This is a genomic window from Streptomyces sp. NBC_01224 (assembly GCF_036002945.1).
Taxonomy (GTDB): Bacteria; Actinomycetota; Actinomycetes; order Streptomycetales; family Streptomycetaceae; genus Streptomyces.
Window position 1 is genome coordinate 9,080,123 of the sequence record NZ_CP108529.1, and the last position, 15,369, is coordinate 9,095,491.

A 15,369-nucleotide genomic window follows, 5' to 3' on the forward strand; every position below is an offset into this window, starting at 1 on the left:
CGAATGTCCGTTGTGGGGGTGGCACTAGCTACACCCCGAGGCGGATGCTCTTGCCATGGCCCGCCCCCGGCCCGGACACCTACCGTTTCCCCATGCACACAACCGCCCGCCTGCGGCGCCTACTTCTGTTCCCGTTCCAGGGAGCCGGACGACCGGTCTCGTTCCTCGTCACGGGCGTCCTCGTCCAGCTCGGCGTCCTCTTCGTCGTGTCCCTGCTGTGGCTGCTCTTCGTCCCGGTCCTCGACCCGGCGGGCCAACTGCCCGTCGCGGTGTTCGTCGCGTTCACGGCCATCGTGCTCGCCGGGCCGCTGCTGACCGAGGTGCAGCGCGGCCGCTTCCGCACCCGGCTCGACGTGGCCATCCCCTCGCCTTACGCGGGACAGCGGCCCCGGCTGCCGGAGTGGCTGCGATCCCGGGCGGGGCACCGGCAGCTCAGTTACCACCTGCTGGACGGGCCGCTGCTCGCTCTCGCGGGGTCCTTCACCCTCCTGGCATGGGTCGTGGCCGTCACCGCCACCTCGATCTACCTGTGGATCTGGCTGGTGCCGCTGGACTGGCGCGTCGACCATCCCGGCTACTACACCTGGGCGGCGTACGTCACCGCGGCGGGGCTCGCCCTGCTCCACATCGCGCGGTTGTCGACTGACGCCCTCTCCCGGCTCGACACCCGCACCGCCACCGTCCTGCTCGGGCCCAGCCGCGAGGAGCAGTTGGCCCGCCGGGTCGAGGACCTGACCGAGAGCCGGACGGGCCTGGTGGACGCGGTCGACGCCGAACGGCGGCGGATAGAACGGGACCTGCATGACGGCGCTCAGCAGCGGCTGGTCTCCCTGGCGGTCAACCTCGGCCTGGCCAAGGCCACGCTCCAGGACCTGCCCGAGGACGCCCGCCAGGTGATCGATGAGGCGCACCGGGAGGCGAAGGACGCGATAGAGGAGCTGAGCGGCCTGGTGCGCGGACTGCACCCGGCCGTTCTGGAGGACCGCGGCCTGGACGCCGCGCTGTCCGGCATCGCCGCCCGAGCACCCATCCCGGTACGGGTGAAGGTGGACGTGCCGTCACGTCCGTCTCCCACGATCGAGGCGGTCGCCTACTTCGTCGTCTCCGAAGCGCTGACGAACGTGGTGAAGCACGCCGAGGCGTCCGGGGCCGAGGTGTCCGTGGAGCGCTTCGGGAAGACGCTGCTGGTCGTCATCAGCGACGACGGCGTGGGCGGCGCGGAACCCACCGGTGGTACCGGGCTGGCAGGGCTGGCCAAGCGGGTCGCCTCGGTCGATGGCACGCTGTCGGTCGACAGCCCCGTCGGGGGGCCGACCGTCATCACCGTGGAGCTGCCGTGCGTGCCGTGATCGCCGAGGATTCCGTACTGCTCAGGGTCGGGGTGGTCAAGGTCCTCGAGATGGCCGGGTTCGAGGTCGTCGCCGAAGTGGGCGACGGCGAGGCGCTGTTGGCCGCGGTGGAGGAGCACCGGCCGGACATCGCCGTGGTCGACGTCCGTATGCCCCCCGGTTTCACGGACGAGGGCGTGCGTGCCGCGCTGGTCATCAGGCAGCAGTGGCCACAGACCGCGGTGTTGCTGCTCTCGCAGTATGTGGAGGAGCGGTACGCGGCCGATCTGCTGTCCGCCAACACCTCCAGCATCGGCTATCTGCTCAAGCAACGCGTCGCGGACGTGGAGGAGTTCGTGGACGCGCTGCGCCGGGTCGCGGCCGGCGGGACGGCGCTGGACCCGCAGGTCGTCTCGCAGCTTCTGGTGCGCCGCCACAGCAGCCCGCTGGACCGGCTCACCCCGCGGGAACGCGAGGTCCTGGAGCTGATGGCGGGCGGCCGGTCCAACGCCGGGATAGCGGGGCAACTCGTGGTCAGCGAGAGCGCGGTGGCCAAGCACATCAACAACATTTTCGCCAAGCTCGACCTGCCGAAGGCGGACGCCGACCACCGCCGGGTGCTCGCCGTACTGAGCTTCCTCGGCGTGGCCTGATCTCGGCCCACCCTGCGGACCGCATCCCCTTCCACTTGGGCCTTTCCGGCCTTTCTCCGGCATGACATCCGGGCGTCCGAGGTGGTGCCGGCGCGTCCCGGGACTCCGTGCCCAATATCGCCAACTTCCTGTCTTGTAACCACCGGTGTCCGAACAGAGGACCTATGCTCCAATAATCTCCTTCCACCGTCACCCCGCTCCCGGGCGGGAGAGCCTCCATGAGGGATCCGTGTGTGAAGCCCTGGGATTCGAAAGACTCCTCGACGAGGAGGGCTTCTTCGCGCGCCTGCTCGGACGGTCACCATCGGGCGCCGGCCGCGAACCGTTGTACGGGCCCGACCTTCCCGTGGTGCTGGTCACCGGTGGCCCGGGCATGGGCAAGGGGCGGCTGCTGCGCGCGGTCCGGGACCGTTTCGCCGCCAGTGTGCCGGTGATCTATCTGGACTGCGGCTCGCCGGTGTACGCGGACCGGGCGGAGCCGGAGCCGGACGCCCGCTCGGCCACGACCGAGGTCCTGTTGAGATGAACGAGGCCGATCTGCGGGAGATCAAAGCCGGAAAGATTGTCGTCAAACCGGGCATTGACATGAAGTCGCCGCACGAACTTTGGTCCGATCCTGTCGAGGCCGAGGCGCTGAAGGTTCGACTCGACGGTCTGCACCGGGCGAAGATCCGGCTCGCTGATGAGTTGCTCGTAGTCGGCGACTACATCGGAGACAGCACCCGAGCCGAAATCGCCTACGCCCGGTCGCTGGGCAAGCCCGTGCGGTTCACGCACCCCGAAGTCGACCCTGACGCCTGACCGCCCGCTGCCACCTCGACAACGAGGGCCAGCAGCCCGCAGGTGGCCTCAGCGGGGATTTTCATCGGCCAGGCGCAGCACGAGACTCTTGAGTGCGGCCGCCGTCGGCGGCCGTCCGGTGCGAGAGCCGCGGTAGTCCCACTTCCTGGCGATCAGTTTGCGGTGTCAGGCCAGCAAAGTGCCGGGGGTGACGGGGAAGGTGGCGGCCCAGCGGCCACGCGGTATCAGCGAGGTGAGGGCGGCGAGCCAGAAACGGTCGGCCGGCTCATAGCGCACCCTGCCCTTCACATGCCTGCGCAGGATGGCATTCTCGTGCCGCAGCACCAGCAGTTCGGCATCCTTGGCGGTGTCTCGACGCAGTAGGACCGGGGGGACGGACAACAGCGCGCGGGCGGTGCGGTAGAGCAGGGACACGATCACCAGGGCAGCCGGGGCAGGGCCCTGCACTTCGGCCGGCCACCCGAGCACGACCTGCGCGACATCACGGACGCGATCTTGTATGTGGACCGCACCGGCGTGCAGTGGCGCTACCTTCCGCACGACTTCCCGCCCTGGGAAACGGTCTACGGATACTTCGCGAAGTGGACGAAGGAAGGCGTGTTCGCCCAGCTCAACGGCCTGCTCAGGCAGCTCTTACGGCAGAATGAAGGGCGGGACGCCGAACCGTCGGCCTGCGTGATCGACGCGCAGAGCGTCAAGACGTCCACCAGCGTCCTCGCCTCCACCCAGGGCACCGATGCCGGAAAGAAGATCGTCGGGCGGAAGCGGAGCATCGTCGTCGACACCATCGGCCTCCTGCTAGTGTCCTGCACCGGAGATCCATCGTTAGTTCCTGTATGAGTGTTTCTGCGGGTGTGCCCGCACCGCGTCGTGGTCCGAAGCTGGAACCGTTGTTGTTGTCCGTTGACGAGCGTGCGGTGCTGGAGCGTTGGGCCCGGCGGGCGACGTCTGCGCAGGCGGTGGCGTTACGGGCGCGGATCGTGCTGGCGTGTGCAGGCCCTGACGTTCCGCCGATTGTTGTGGTGGCGCGGGATCTTCGGGTAGCGGCGGATACGGTCCGCAAGTGGCGTCGGCGGTTCCTGGCCGCCCGGCTGGACGGGTTGATGGACGAGCCCCGGCCGGGTCGACCGCCCACCATCAGCGTCGACCAGGTGGAGGCCGTCGTGGTCAGCACGTTGGAGGAGATGCCGAAGAACGCCACGCACTGGTCGCGCAAGTCGATGGCCGACCGCAGCGGGCTGTCGAAGTCGACCGTGGGCCGAATCTGGCGCAAGTTCCATCTCAAGCCTCATCTGACGGACACCTTCAAACTGTCGGCGGACCCCTTGTTCGTGGAGAAGGTCTACGACGTGGTCGGGCTGTACTTCAATCCGCCCGAAGGGGCGGTGGTGCTGTCGGTGGACGAGAAGTCGCAGATCCAGGCGCTGGACCGGTCTCAGCCGGTGCTGCCGATGATGCCGGGCATGCCCGAGCGTCGCACCCACGACTACGTCCGCAACGGTCTGACCACCCTCTTCGCGGCCTTCGACGTCGCGACCGGCGAAGTCATCACCTCGCTGCACCGTCGGCACCGGGCAGCGGAGTTCAAGAAGTTCCTCATCAAGATCGAAAAGGAGGTTCCCGGGCACCTCCAGGTCCACCTGATCTGCGATAACTACGGCACCCACAAGACGCCCGCCATCAAGGCATGGCTGGCCAAACACCCCCGATTCCACCTGCACTTCACCCCTACCAGTTCGTCCTGGATCAACCAGGTGGAGAGGTGGTTCGGCTTCCTCGCCGACCAGAAGATCCGCCGCGGCTCCCACAAAAGCGTGCGTTCCCTGGAAGCCGACATCCGTGCGTGGGTAAAGGAGTGGAACGAAAACCCAACACCGTTCATCTGGACCAAGACGGCCGAGGAGATCCTCGACTCCCTCGCCCGCTTCTGCCGACGGATCTCCGGCGCAGGACACTAGTGCTGTGACCGCGTAGGTTCGCCAGGTTGGGTTGGGTCGAGCCGCAGTTTTCAAAGATCTCAGTCTGACCGGAGCCCGGTGTCAGAGCCTCCCGGTAGCGTGCCGGCAACCAGATCTGACGTCTCTCCGGGAGAACCACCGTGGACATCCTGCTCATCGCTGGCTTGTGGCTCGACGGATCCGCATGGGACGACGTCGTGCCCGAACTCGCCACGCTCGGCCACCATCCCGTGCCGCTCACCCTCCCGGGCCAGGGTGACGGCGCCGCCTCCGCGACGCTTGACGACCAGCTGGCAGCAGTGCTTGCCGCGGTTGACGCGGTGCCCGGAAAGCCTCTGGTGGTAGGGCACTCCGCAGCATCGACCCTGGCCTGGCTGGCTGGCGACGCACGACCAGAGAAGGTGGCCAAGGTCGCCTTGATCGGCGGCTTCCCCGCCGCCGATGGGCGGGCCTACGCCGATCACTTCGCGATCGAGGGCGGCGCCATGCCCTTCCCGGGGTGGGATCCTTTCGAGGGCGCGGACGCCGCTGACCTGGACCAGCAGGCCCGGGACCGCTTCGCGTCCGCCGCCGTTCCTGTCCCCGAGGCGGTCGCCAGGGGAGTCGTGCGCCTGACCGACGAGCGCCGCTTCGACGTCCCCGTTGTGGTTGTCTGCCCCGAGTTCACCCCCGCCCAGGCCCAGGAGTGGATCGCCGCCGGTGAGAGTCCTGAGCTCGCCCGCGCTACTCACCTTGAGTACGTGGACCTCGACTCGGGCCACTGGCCGATGGCCACCCGCCCCCGCGAACTCGCCCGCGTCCTGGGCGAGGCTGCCAACTCCTAGCGGGCCGGGTTGGGTGGTCAGGCCCCGGCCGGTAGTGGTCTGCCGCCCCAGCGGAGGCCCTTCTCGCTGCGGATGCGGGCACGCTCCTTGCGTTCGGCGGCCAGGACGTCGCGGTGGCGGGCGTTGGCGTTGCGCCACCGCAGGTAGGCGTGCAGAGCCCGGGTCTGCACGGTGTGGTTGGGGTGGTGGGAGTTGGCGATGGTGAACTGTCTCAGCGGTCCGAAGTGGGCCTCGATGGGGTTCGCCCACGAGGCGTAGGTCGGGGTGAAGCACAACTCGACCTTGTTCTTCTTCGCCCAGCGGCGGATGCCGGCGCCCTTGTGGGCGGACAGGTTGTCCAGGATCACGTAGATCGGGGCGCCGTCCGGGCGGGTGGCGCGGATCGACTTCAGCGCGGCCAGGGTGTTCGCGGCGCCCTTCTTCCTACGGTTGACGCCCCACAACGTGTCGTCGCCAACCGAGTAGCAGCCGTGGAAGTAGCGCACCCCGTGGGTGCGGTGGTAGGTCGCAGGATGCCGCTCCGGTCGGCCCTGCTCGGCCCAGCACGACCCGGCGGTGGGGCGAATCCCGAGCGGCCCGAACTCATCGAACGCGAACACCCGGTCCGGGAATCGCTCCAGCACCTCCTCGATCCGGTCCAGCTTGGCGTCACGCTCCGGGTCGGGCGACTCCTTCCACGTCTTGGTCCGTTGGAACGTGATGCCGCGGCGGGCGAGCAGGCACCGTAACGCCTCGCGTCCGATCCTGATCCCGCGGCCGTGCACTTTCCGCAGGTAGGAGGCGAGTTTGCGGATGGACCAGCGCGTGAAGGGCTGACCGAGCTTGGTCGGGCGGGTAGTGGCCGTCGCCACGACGAAGTCCTCGTCGTCAGGGCTGAGCAGGCGGGGACGGCCTCCCGCCCACCGAGGGTCCAGGCAGGCCAGGCCGATCTCGTTGAACCGATGGATCACGTCCCGGACGGTGTCCTCGTCGGCCTGGACCAGCTGGGCGATCACCGGCACCCGGTTGCCGCCGGCTGAGGCCAGCAGCATCATCGCGCGCCGGTATCGCACCGAACTGGTGCTGCCCCGGCGCACGATCTGCTGCAGTGTCTGTCCCTCCTGGTCGGTCAACCTGCGCACACGGACAGGATCGGCCACCGCACCTCCAGGAGTCGGATCGGGCGTCACCGCACATCCAACCGCCACGACCACCGACCCGGCGAACCTATGCGGTCACAGCACTAGCGGTGCTCGTCACCGCAGCGAACGTGCAGGACTCCGTGGCCGGCACCCAGCTCATCGACCAGGTCGCCGCCGAACACCCCGGCATCCGCAAGGTCTGGGTCGACGGCGGCTACCGCCAGCACCTCGTCGAGCATGCAGGCACACTCGGCATCGACATGGAAATCGCCGCCCGCGCCCCCGGAACCAGGGGCTTCACCCCCATTCCGAAGCGATGGGCGGTCGAGCGGACCTACGGCTGGCTCATGTTCCGCCGCCGCCTGGCCCGCGACTACGAAACCCTGCCTGCCCGCTCCGAAGCCATGATCCACCTCGCCATGACCGACCTCATGCCCCGCCGCCGCACCGGCGAAACCACCGTGTCCTGGCGCGACCCGGCACCACAGATCAAACAGCAGATTCCGGGATGAAACACTGGGAGAAAACGACCTCTTAGCCGACTCGATGCGCAGTCGCGTGAGGATGATGCCTGTGGTCAGGTGGGGGTGCGAAGGAACGCTGGGAGACGACGATGGCCAATAATCGGATCGGGCTGGCCGAGCTTTTGGCCGCAGCCGAGGATGCGGCGCCGGTAGCGTCCCTGGACACGGTCGCGGACAACCTGCGGGACCGTTTCGGCGCGCAGTACGTGAGCTTCCTGTTCGTCGACGTCGTCGGCCGGCAGGTGGTGCGGGTCAGCGGGGAGGCCGCCTCGCAGCAGGGTCGACGCGCCGACCAGATCCCCCTGGCCGGCAGCATCTACGACAAGGTCCTGCGTACCCAGAAGCTGGTGCAGGGCCCGGACGGCGACGTGCAGCAGGTGGTCGCACCGGTCACCAACCGGGGCGACACGATCGGCGTGCTGGAGCTGTTCCTTCCTCAGTCCACGCAGGAGGTGCTGGAGCAGGTCGAGGAGGCCGCGCACGCGCTGGCGTACATCATCGTCACCGACCGCCGCTTCACCGACCTCTATCACTGGGGCGAGCGCACCACCGCGCTGAGCCTGGCCGCCGAGATCCAGCGCCAGCTCCTGCCCTCGGCAGCCTCCTGCGAGGCCGCTGAGTTCGCCCTTGCCTGCGCCCTGGTTCCGGCCGACACCATCGCAGGGGACACCTACGACTACAGCCTCGACCACGCCACCCTGCACCTGGCCGTCACCGACGCCATGGGCCACGACGTCGACGCCTCCCTCATCGCCTCCCTCCTGGTCAACGCCTCCCGCGGCGCCCGCCGCGCCGAGAAGGACCTTGCCGAACAAGCCCGCCAGACGAATCAGGCCCTCCTCGACCACGGCCGCGGCGCCTTCGCCACCGGCCAACTCCTGCGCATCGCCCTGAACGGGTCCGGCGCACAGCTCGTCAACGCCGGCCACCCCTGGCCACTGCGCCTGCGCGATGGCACAGTCGACGAAGTACGCCTGGACGCCGACCTGCCCTTCGGCGTGCACGCACCCGGCCGCTACCGGGTCCAGAACCTCGACCTTGCCCCAGGCGACCGCCTGGTGCTCTACACCGACGGCATGCAAGAACGCCAAGCGGAATCCGTCGACCTGCCCGACATGATCCACAACACCGCCGGCGAACACCCCCGCGAGGTCGTCCGGACCCTGACCCAAGCGGTCACCGATGCCTGCCACGGACACCCGGCAGACGACGCCACCATCGTGTGCCTGGACTGGCACGGGCCCCAGCCCGCTGGCCGCCACGCCCAAGCCGGAGCCGACAGGTAAGCACTGCCGCGCCCCGTGCGGCCCGGCCGCGCACTCGGCGCCGCGGGTATCGACGAAAGACCAGTCGGCGAACCTATGGGGCTGGGTCAGAGGCCCCCGAGGTAGTTCGCGCGTCCCTCGTCGTCGAGCTCGAAGGCGCCCTCAGGGATGATGCAGAACTCATTGCCCTCAAGGTCCGCCATCATCAGGAACCCCCCGTCGTCGTGCAGGGGAGGCGGCCTCGGCCGCGAGGGAGTGCGGCAGCGGGCCAGTGCTACATGTCTTTCTTTCAGTGCCTGAACGTGTCCTTGCCCTTCTCCACTGCCTGCTTCACTTTGCCTTTCATCTTTTGGGCCCTCCCCTTTCCCTCCAGGCTTTCGTTGCCCACGGCCCGCCCGACCGTTTCCTTTGTTTTCCCCTCCGCGATTTTGCCTATATTCTTGGACTTCTTTCCGATACCCATGTCGTTCTCCCTGGGGTCATTCAGGTGGTGGCAGCAGAGATCCGAGAGGTCCGAGATCCAAGTTGAGATCTTGCATGGAAAGGTCGTATCGAGAGCAGAGTTCAATCATACGACTGTGCAGAATCATCAAAGTTGCTCCGAGGCGTTCCTCCTGTTCCTCGGTGAGGTCTCCTGCGTCGACGCGCTGAAGGGCCTGGCGTTCCATGAGCTGTCGTAGCAGCTCGACGAGTGTGAGTACGAGTTTGATCAGGTCCCGTTCCACTGTGTCCGGGTCGGTAGTGATCCGGTGGGCGGGCCTTCGCACCTCCGCACCGCCCCGGGGCAGGATGTCCTGCGGCACTGCGGGCAGCATGCGGAAGGCGCGGGCGGCGGCATCGGCGATCTCGTCGAGGCGGCTTCCGGGCGGACGGTCCTCACCTGTCATGGTCGTCTCCTGTGGGTGCTGAGATGGCATGCCAGGGGGACGGATTCTGTTCGCTGATGGAGACGATCAGCGCGCGCAGCGATATGCGTACGAGGTCGATGTCGGCGATGGAGAGCACGACGTCACCGGTGAGGACCACCCCTCCGCTGAGCAACCGGTCCAGCAGGTCGATCAGTGCGATCTGCCGTTGCGGCAGCGGCTCCTCCGGCGTGGCCTCCGGCCTGCTTGCCGCCCTCACGGCGTGGTCCCCTTCAGCGGTTCTGCTTCGGCGAGGGCGGCGAAGGAGTACGGGGCCCACGGCCCGGTGACTTCGACGTGTACCCCGGGTAGTGCTTCCGCGGCCTGCATGACATCGGCGCGGAAGTCTTCGGCGTGTTGCAGTGGCACAAGGTAGGCGTCGTTGATGACGTTCTCTCCCGGCCCGCGGGCGAGTTCGCCTTGCTGCGGCCGGTGCTGGACGCGATCAACCGCATAAGCGCGGGCGGCGGCCTCGACCCGCTCGGCTGCCTGTTCGGCGCCCCGATAGGCGTCTTCGCGGGCGTGTCGCTGTGCTCTGCGCTGGCTGAGGTAGGCCCGCCCGGGGCTCAGACCCGCATCTGTGGGTGGGCCTGCTGGCCTCTCGGTCTCAGCGGCCGCTTCGACATAGATCTTGACGCCCCACTCCACCTGCGCTGCCAGGTCGGTCAGTCTGCCGGCAAACGCCTCGTGGCGGGCCCGGAGCATGAGTCGCACCCGCTCGTCGTCGAGGTATACCGTCGCCAGACGCAGTGGCAGGACGGCGGTGCGGGCGGCCAAGGCCTCAATCACCCGGTGATGGGCGCGGGCGACTGACTCCAGCCAGTCCAAGTCCTCAAGATGCGCTCGCAGCGCGGCTTCTCGGAAGTCTCGCTCGGGTACCGGGCTCACGGCGACCACCACATCGTCGCTGTCTTCTACACGCACTAGATGCACCGACGCCTCCGCCACTCCAGGGAGCCCGGACAGAGCTTTTTCCAGCGATCCGTCGGCGTCCCGTGCTACGGCGTACGCATAGGAGACCGTGGCGGTCATGGCTCGTCCCGCCTCTCGCTGCGGGGGCTGGGCTCTGCTCGTTTGGTATGTGAGGTGCGCCGGGGAGTCGCAGCGCGGCTCTCCTCGTCCTTGACCCGTGCCAGCTCGCGGTCCTCGCGCAGCGCCGTGATTTCAGCCTGCAGCCGTTTGTTCTCCTCGGCGAGTGAGCGGTAGCCGTCGTTGGCGCGTGACGACAGTGAGGGATCGTGCTCCCACCAGTCAATGCCCATTTCCTTCGCTTTGTCCACCGAAGCGATCAGCAGGCGCAGCTTGATGGTAAGTAGTTCGATGTCCAGGAGGTTGATCTGGATATCGCCTGCGATGACGATGCCTTTGTCCAGGACGCGCTCCAGGATGTCGGCGAGATTGGCCGAGGAGCCCTGGCCATACGGGGCGGACCTGGACGGGAGGTCGCCCAGCCTCCTGGCGACGGGTTCGGTCACGGCCGCTGCACCTCAATTCCCTGGTGTCCCGGAGCTTCGACGGGAGCGCGTGGCAATGCGCCCGTTCCACCGGCTGCCGCGATCAGGTATCGACGCCCTGGACATGGGCCCTGATCTCGTCCAGCCGGTCCAGCAACTCGTCCTCGCGCCGGTCGAAGGTTTCCTCGTCGATGTCTCCCGCCACGAGCGCTCGCTCAAGTGCGGCGAGTTCCCGTTCGACGGGTGCCGGGTCGTAGTACTCGTTCTCCGCGGCCTCGACGACGCGCTCCATGACCCAGGCCACGCCGCGCACCGGCGCCAGCGGAAGAGTCGCGAGTTGAGTCAGCAGTCCCATGAGGACTCCTTAGACGAAGCTGTAGGCGGGCAGCGGGCCGACCAGTCGCAGGTCGAAGTCCTCGCCCAGCTCCTTGGCGATGTCCTGTTCCGCGCCGAGGAAGCTCTTCTCGTTGTCCCGCTCCACAAGAAAGGACACATTCAAGAAGTCGTTCCCGGTCGGCTGCGACGAGCGTTCTTCCCGCGCGAGTCCGCGCAGCGCATCGAGGACTGCGACAGCGAGCCGATCCTGCCGCGCTTGCACTTCTTGGGAGACCAGCTCCCCGAGGGCGAGCGGCAGTTCCGGGCTGCTGCGGCCGCTTCTGATCTCCTCGTTGAGCTCGCGTGCCGCGTCGGACTCCTGAAGGATTTGGCGCAACAGCGCATCCTCGTCCTGGGCGGCCTTCAGGTGGTATTCCACGCAGCCCTCCAGCGCCCGCAAGCGTTCGCCGAAATTATCCGTACCGTCCTCCAGGACCGCTCGTACAGCGTCGTCGTCCGTGGTGGTGAAGCCGAACTGCAGCGGCAAAACGGTGCCGTCGGCCATCAGCTGTTCCTGGACGGACTGGTGTGCGCTGAGGTCTCGGCGTTTGGGACGCAGCTCCTCGGGCGCGTCGCTGACGACTGCGGACAGTGTTTCGGTGCGCACCGTGCGGAGGGTCGCAGGCGGGTCCCCCACCCCGTGGAGGCCGTCCAAGCGCTGCGGATGGGTGGCCCTGACAATGGAATACACGTATACGGCCATGGTTCACTCCTCGCGGCGTCGGGCGGCAGGCCGACGCCGCGGCCGCTCCCGCCTCTCCTCGGGCTCCTTGCGCCTCTTTTCTGACTGCTCGGCCTCGTCGTCGTCACGTCCCCCTTTCAGAGCATCGGTCAGCACGTCAGCGGCCCCGCTCAGTGCGCCCTTGGCTTTGCCGTGTGCTCCACTCTCGGTTACCTCGCCGACCAGGTCGGTCAGCTGAGACGGAGCCTTGCGGCCCTCCTCCAGATCGAGGCGGTTGCAGGCCTCCGCGAAACGCAGGTAGGTATCCACGCTCGCCACGACGATGCGGGCATCGATCTTGAGGATCTCGATGCCCACCAAGGACACACGTACAAAAACATCGATCACCAGGCCGCGGTCCAGAATCAGCTCGAGGATGTCGTAAAGGTTCCCCGACCCTCCTCCGCCGGCCCTGGAAATGGTTCCTCCGCCCTGCGGCACCATAGTCATGGTGCCTCCTTTCAGCAGCTCACACGTGGCTCCGGACGAGGCCGTTTCCGTTTGTTTGTCCGGCGAGCGGTGCAGCAGCGGTATTCCGGCCCTAGCCACGCGGGTCGATCTGGGCTCGGGTGTAGCGGCGGGTGCGCTCGTACGCCAGCAGTTCGCCTTCCTCGTCCAGCGTCACCCGGTAACTCGCCATCACGCTGGTAGTAGCGGGGATACGCTCCAGCTCCAAAACTTCCACGTCCGCCTGCCAGCCGCTCTCCGTCGGCTTCACCGCCGAGACGGACTCGGGTGCTCGCCCCAAAAGCTCCTGGAGCTGCTCAGCCGCATACCGCATGGCCCGCGGGGCCGAAACCCTACGGGCCGCACGCTTCGTTTCGCTCGTGCGGCTGCTGGCCCGTCCGGTGCTGGTTTTCCTGGCGGTCTTCTTGACGGGCTTCTTGCTGGACGGACGCCGGACGCGCCCTGTCTCGTCCTCTTCGCCTACGGCCATGTTCCCGCTCCGGAATCGGAGACGACATGATGCCCGCGTCACCTTCACAAGACGCCGTTCCATGATATACGGCCAGGGCTGACGGCATCTCGGAGCTCGCACATTGCTTCAGCGCCGGGCACAGCCTCCTAACCGCGCGCCGTAGCCCCCACTGGCTGCATAGCGCCATCGCTGCCGCATAAGAAACGCTGTGAGTGGTGGGGTGGTCGGGTGGTGGGGTGGTGGGCACGCTATCCCTCAAGGAAGGAATCGCTTCCACTGAGGCCCTGGGCGCGAGACTCCTACCGGCTCAAAGACCGCGACATCGGCCGCACACCGAGCGCGGCAACCGGCTGAACAACTGCAGACGGGGCCAAAAGTCACCGACCCCAGGGGGTCCAGGTTCAGAGACCGCCGACATCCCTGAGCAGTTGCCCTTGCGGTGTGCAGGGATCACAGTAAAAAAAACAGAGGGCATGTGCGAGATCGGAGCACATCGTGATAATTCTCGGAATTATTTTGCTTGTCGTCGGGTTCGTGACCGGGATCTCCATACTGTGGACAATCGGGATTGTTCTCGCGGTCATCGGGGTCGTCTTGTGGATCTTGGGGTCGCTGGGGCACGCGGTCGCTGGACGAAGGCATTACTGGTAGCCCGGCGGAGTCTCGCCACTCAGCGACTTGTGGAGGTGTTTTCTGGCCTTTGGTTGGAGGCCGCCGCAGTTTTCAGGTACTGCCGACCCCGAAACACTTCGAGCAGGCCTCCGAACTGGCCACCGAAGCATATTGATCCCCGAAACGCTTTGGGTTCTGGGTCGTTGGTGGTGTGTGAGCGATCTGGTGGGGGACGCGCGGCACCTGTCGCCGTCGGCGCAGGAGGCCCTGCGGTTGCGGGCGGTGGCCGCGTTGGTGGCAGCACCGAGCCCGGAACCAAGCCGAACTTGCCACCGAAACAAGCCGGTTCTTCCGCAGACGCCAGCGACAGCCACACATCGTCCGGGGCTACTTCGGCGGTCCCACCGTTCGCTACGTCCTGGACGAGAACCCATTGAGTTTCTGATCAATAGGGGGTGTCCGATGGGTTGCCGCGACGATCCTCAGGCGTCCTGCGGGTACCAGCGCAGTTCTACGGTGTTGCCGTCCGGGTCCTGCACATAGAGGGAGGCCGCGGTGCCCTGGGCGCCGAAGCGCTCGCCAGGACCGTCCAGCACCGTGAAGACGTCGGAATCGATGACCTGCTGCCAGTCGAGCGGCTCGACCACCAGGCAGATGTGGTCGACGTTGGAGCCCTGCGGCCGCTCGTCGGGCGCCTCGACGAGGTCGATGATGGTGGTGGGGCTCACCCGCACGGACGGGAAGGAGACCTTGCCGGCCCGCCACTCCTCCACCCGCACCGGTTGCAGCCCCAGCGGGCCGGTGTAGAAGGCGAGCGAGCGCTCGATGTCGGCGACGTTCAGGACGAGGTGGTCGAAGGCAATCACGCGCATGGATGTCTCCGCAGGGTCGGGTCGGCCGGGGCACTGGTGGTGGTACGACGGGGCCGGCGGCTCCGGGCCTTGCCGGTCCGGGGCGGTGGCTGTTCGCTGACTGCCGTGGCCTGCCCTTGACTTCAGCATCGCCGAACAGGCATCCGTTGGTCCAACGCATGTTTGTCATCCGATCCATCGTGGTTCACGATGGATCAATGGAGATCTCCAGCAGATGCGCTACGTCCTCGCGGTAGCGGAGACCACGAGCTTCACCCGCGCCGCCGAGCGGTGCCACGTCGTCCGGTCCGCGCTCCGCCACCAAGTGGCCCGGCTGGAGAAGGAACTGCGTGCCCGGCTGTTCGAGCGGACCAGCCGCTGGGAGCGGCTGACCACCGCCGGAGAGGCGTTCCTGCCCGCCGCCCGCCAGGCCCTGGGGGCGGCTGAGCGGGCCGGGGCGGAGGTGGCGGCGGCCACCGGCGAGATACGAGGCAATCTGACCGTCGGATCGATTCGCACTGCTGCGCGGACATACGTACGTGACGTTGCTTGTGGACCTCGAAGCCCGGCGACCGATCGATGTACTGCCCGGCAGGGAATCCGCGCCAGAGCCCGCTGGCTCGCCGACCATCCTGAGGTGGAGGTCATCTGCCAGGACCGTGGTTCCACCTACCCCGAGGCCGCACGCGCGGCGGCACCGCAGGCCGTCCAGGTCGCGGACGCCTGGCACCTGTGGAACAACCTCGGACAGTAACTGTGGAGCAGACCGTGCCAGGACACTGCAAATGCGTTCGGTCCGCGTTCGCCGATACGGGCCCGCCTCTTCCGAAGCGGAGCCACGTTTGGCCCCGGACGGAGCCAACGACGTCAACGGCCGTCCGCGCCGCATCATCGTCGGTATCCCCGAACGGCGCCCGGCCGTGCACGAACTCCTCTCCCATGGAAGCCCGTTGCATGGAATCAGCCGGAATTTGCAGCTCGACTACTACACGATCCCGACGCCATGCCAGAACTCCAGATGTCGACGATCTGCTCGTCAAGGTCACCTCCCGCCGGAC

18 protein-coding genes and 5 pseudogenes are annotated in these 15,369 nt (G+C 67.4%); 11 read left to right on the forward strand and 12 right to left on the reverse strand.

Features of this window, described 5'->3' with window-relative positions:
* Positions 1–92: 92 nt before the first annotated feature.
* From OG609_RS41210 to OG609_RS41225, 4 genes and pseudogenes are all read left to right on the forward strand, one after another.
* Positions 93–1,349 (forward strand): sensor histidine kinase, encoded by a 1,257-nt coding sequence (locus tag OG609_RS41210; RefSeq protein WP_327277460.1) that lies wholly within the window; start codon positions 93–95, stop codon positions 1,347–1,349.
* Entirely contained in the window at positions 1,337–1,981 is a 645-nt protein-coding gene (locus OG609_RS41215; RefSeq protein ID WP_327277461.1) for a response regulator transcription factor, read from the forward strand. Before OG609_RS41210 ends, OG609_RS41215 begins: the two co-directional genes overlap by 13 nt.
* A 229-nt stretch (positions 1,982–2,210) precedes the next feature.
* Entirely contained in the window at positions 2,211–2,507 is a 297-nt protein-coding gene (locus OG609_RS41220; protein WP_327277462.1) for a hypothetical protein, read from the forward strand.
* Positions 2,495–2,782, forward strand: a pseudogene (locus OG609_RS41225) (hypothetical protein); the annotation flags it as partial. The gene OG609_RS41220 and the pseudogene OG609_RS41225, both read left to right, overlap by 13 nt.
* A 51-nt stretch (positions 2,783–2,833) precedes the next feature.
* Here OG609_RS41225 and OG609_RS41230 read toward each other — a convergent pair.
* A pseudogene (locus OG609_RS41230) lies at positions 2,834–3,202 on the reverse strand (integrase core domain-containing protein); the annotation flags it as partial.
* 30 nt (positions 3,203–3,232) lie between these two features.
* On the opposite strand from OG609_RS41230, the pseudogene OG609_RS41235 reads away from it, so the two are divergent.
* From OG609_RS41235 to OG609_RS41245, 3 genes and pseudogenes are all read left to right on the forward strand, one after another.
* Positions 3,233–3,583 (forward strand): annotated as a pseudogene (locus OG609_RS41235) (transposase); the annotation flags it as partial.
* Positions 3,584–3,618: 35 nt separating this feature from the next.
* Complete coding sequence (locus OG609_RS41240; RefSeq protein WP_327272935.1) at positions 3,619–4,740, forward strand: IS630 family transposase; 1,122 nt, start codon at positions 3,619–3,621, stop codon at positions 4,738–4,740.
* 140 nt (positions 4,741–4,880) lie between these two features.
* Positions 4,881–5,564 (forward strand): alpha/beta fold hydrolase, encoded by a 684-nt coding sequence (locus tag OG609_RS41245; protein ID WP_327277463.1) that lies wholly within the window; start codon positions 4,881–4,883, stop codon positions 5,562–5,564.
* A 17-nt stretch (positions 5,565–5,581) separates the two neighbouring features.
* On the opposite strand, the gene OG609_RS41250 is transcribed toward OG609_RS41245, so the two are convergent.
* On the reverse strand, positions 5,582–6,703 hold the full coding sequence (locus OG609_RS41250; RefSeq protein WP_327277464.1) for an IS630 family transposase: 1,122 nt from the start codon (positions 6,701–6,703) through the stop codon (positions 5,582–5,584).
* A gap of 83 nt (positions 6,704–6,786) precedes the next feature.
* On the opposite strand from OG609_RS41250, the pseudogene OG609_RS41255 reads away from it, so the two are divergent.
* Both OG609_RS41255 and OG609_RS41260 read left to right on the forward strand, forming a co-directional pair.
* Positions 6,787–7,197 (forward strand): annotated as a pseudogene (locus OG609_RS41255) (transposase); the annotation flags it as partial.
* Positions 7,198–7,298: 101 nt separating this feature from the next.
* Positions 7,299–8,495 (forward strand): PP2C family protein-serine/threonine phosphatase, encoded by a 1,197-nt coding sequence (locus OG609_RS41260; protein WP_327277465.1) that lies wholly within the window; start codon positions 7,299–7,301, stop codon positions 8,493–8,495.
* 268 nt (positions 8,496–8,763) lie between these two features.
* Here OG609_RS41260 and OG609_RS41265 read toward each other — a convergent pair whose 3' ends face one another.
* The 9 genes from OG609_RS41265 to OG609_RS41305 form a co-directional block, all read right to left on the reverse strand.
* Complete coding sequence (locus tag OG609_RS41265) at positions 8,764–8,937, reverse strand: CsbD family protein (protein WP_114243090.1); 174 nt, start codon at positions 8,935–8,937, stop codon at positions 8,764–8,766.
* Between the two features lie 16 nt (positions 8,938–8,953).
* Positions 8,954–9,361: a gas vesicle protein K gene (locus OG609_RS41270; protein WP_327277466.1), complete on the reverse strand. Its 408-nt coding sequence runs from the start codon at positions 9,359–9,361 to the stop codon at positions 8,954–8,956.
* Positions 9,351–9,599: a gas vesicle protein gene (locus tag OG609_RS41275; protein ID WP_114243088.1), complete on the reverse strand. Its 249-nt coding sequence runs from the start codon at positions 9,597–9,599 to the stop codon at positions 9,351–9,353. Before OG609_RS41275 ends, OG609_RS41270 begins: the two co-directional genes overlap by 11 nt.
* Positions 9,596–10,411, reverse strand: coding sequence for a GvpL/GvpF family gas vesicle protein (locus tag OG609_RS41280; RefSeq protein ID WP_327277467.1), 816 nt, complete (start codon positions 10,409–10,411; stop codon positions 9,596–9,598). Before OG609_RS41280 ends, OG609_RS41275 begins: the two co-directional genes overlap by 4 nt.
* Positions 10,408–10,854 (reverse strand): gas vesicle protein, encoded by a 447-nt coding sequence (locus OG609_RS41285; protein ID WP_327277468.1) that lies wholly within the window; start codon positions 10,852–10,854, stop codon positions 10,408–10,410. The genes OG609_RS41280 and OG609_RS41285 overlap by 4 nt, the downstream gene beginning before the upstream one ends.
* An 82-nt stretch (positions 10,855–10,936) precedes the next feature.
* Complete coding sequence (locus OG609_RS41290) at positions 10,937–11,188, reverse strand: gas vesicle protein GvpG (RefSeq protein ID WP_259930026.1); 252 nt, start codon at positions 11,186–11,188, stop codon at positions 10,937–10,939.
* Positions 11,189–11,197: 9 nt separating this feature from the next.
* Positions 11,198–11,911, reverse strand: coding sequence for a GvpL/GvpF family gas vesicle protein (locus OG609_RS41295; RefSeq protein WP_327277469.1), 714 nt, complete (start codon positions 11,909–11,911; stop codon positions 11,198–11,200).
* 3 nt (positions 11,912–11,914) lie between these two features.
* Positions 11,915–12,379, reverse strand: coding sequence for a gas vesicle structural protein GvpA (locus OG609_RS41300; protein ID WP_327277470.1), 465 nt, complete (start codon positions 12,377–12,379; stop codon positions 11,915–11,917).
* A 91-nt stretch (positions 12,380–12,470) separates the two neighbouring features.
* The gene (locus OG609_RS41305) at positions 12,471–12,866 is read right to left on the reverse strand and encodes a gas vesicle protein GvpO (RefSeq protein WP_327277471.1); all 396 of its coding nucleotides are present in this window, start codon (positions 12,864–12,866) and stop codon (positions 12,471–12,473) included.
* Positions 12,867–13,343: 477 nt separating this feature from the next.
* Between OG609_RS41305 and OG609_RS41310 the strand changes: the two genes are divergently transcribed.
* Positions 13,344–13,499, forward strand: coding sequence for a DUF6131 family protein (locus OG609_RS41310; protein WP_229846355.1), 156 nt, complete (start codon positions 13,344–13,346; stop codon positions 13,497–13,499).
* A 443-nt stretch (positions 13,500–13,942) separates the two neighbouring features.
* Here OG609_RS41310 and OG609_RS41320 read toward each other — a convergent pair whose 3' ends face one another.
* A complete protein-coding gene (locus OG609_RS41320) occupies positions 13,943–14,332 on the reverse strand; it encodes a VOC family protein (RefSeq protein WP_327277472.1) in 390 nt (129 codons plus the stop codon).
* A 158-nt stretch (positions 14,333–14,490) separates the two neighbouring features.
* Between OG609_RS41320 and OG609_RS41325 the strand changes: the two are divergent.
* A pseudogene (locus OG609_RS41325) lies at positions 14,491–14,837 on the forward strand (LysR family transcriptional regulator); the annotation flags it as partial.
* Positions 14,838–15,369: the final 532 nt, after the last annotated feature.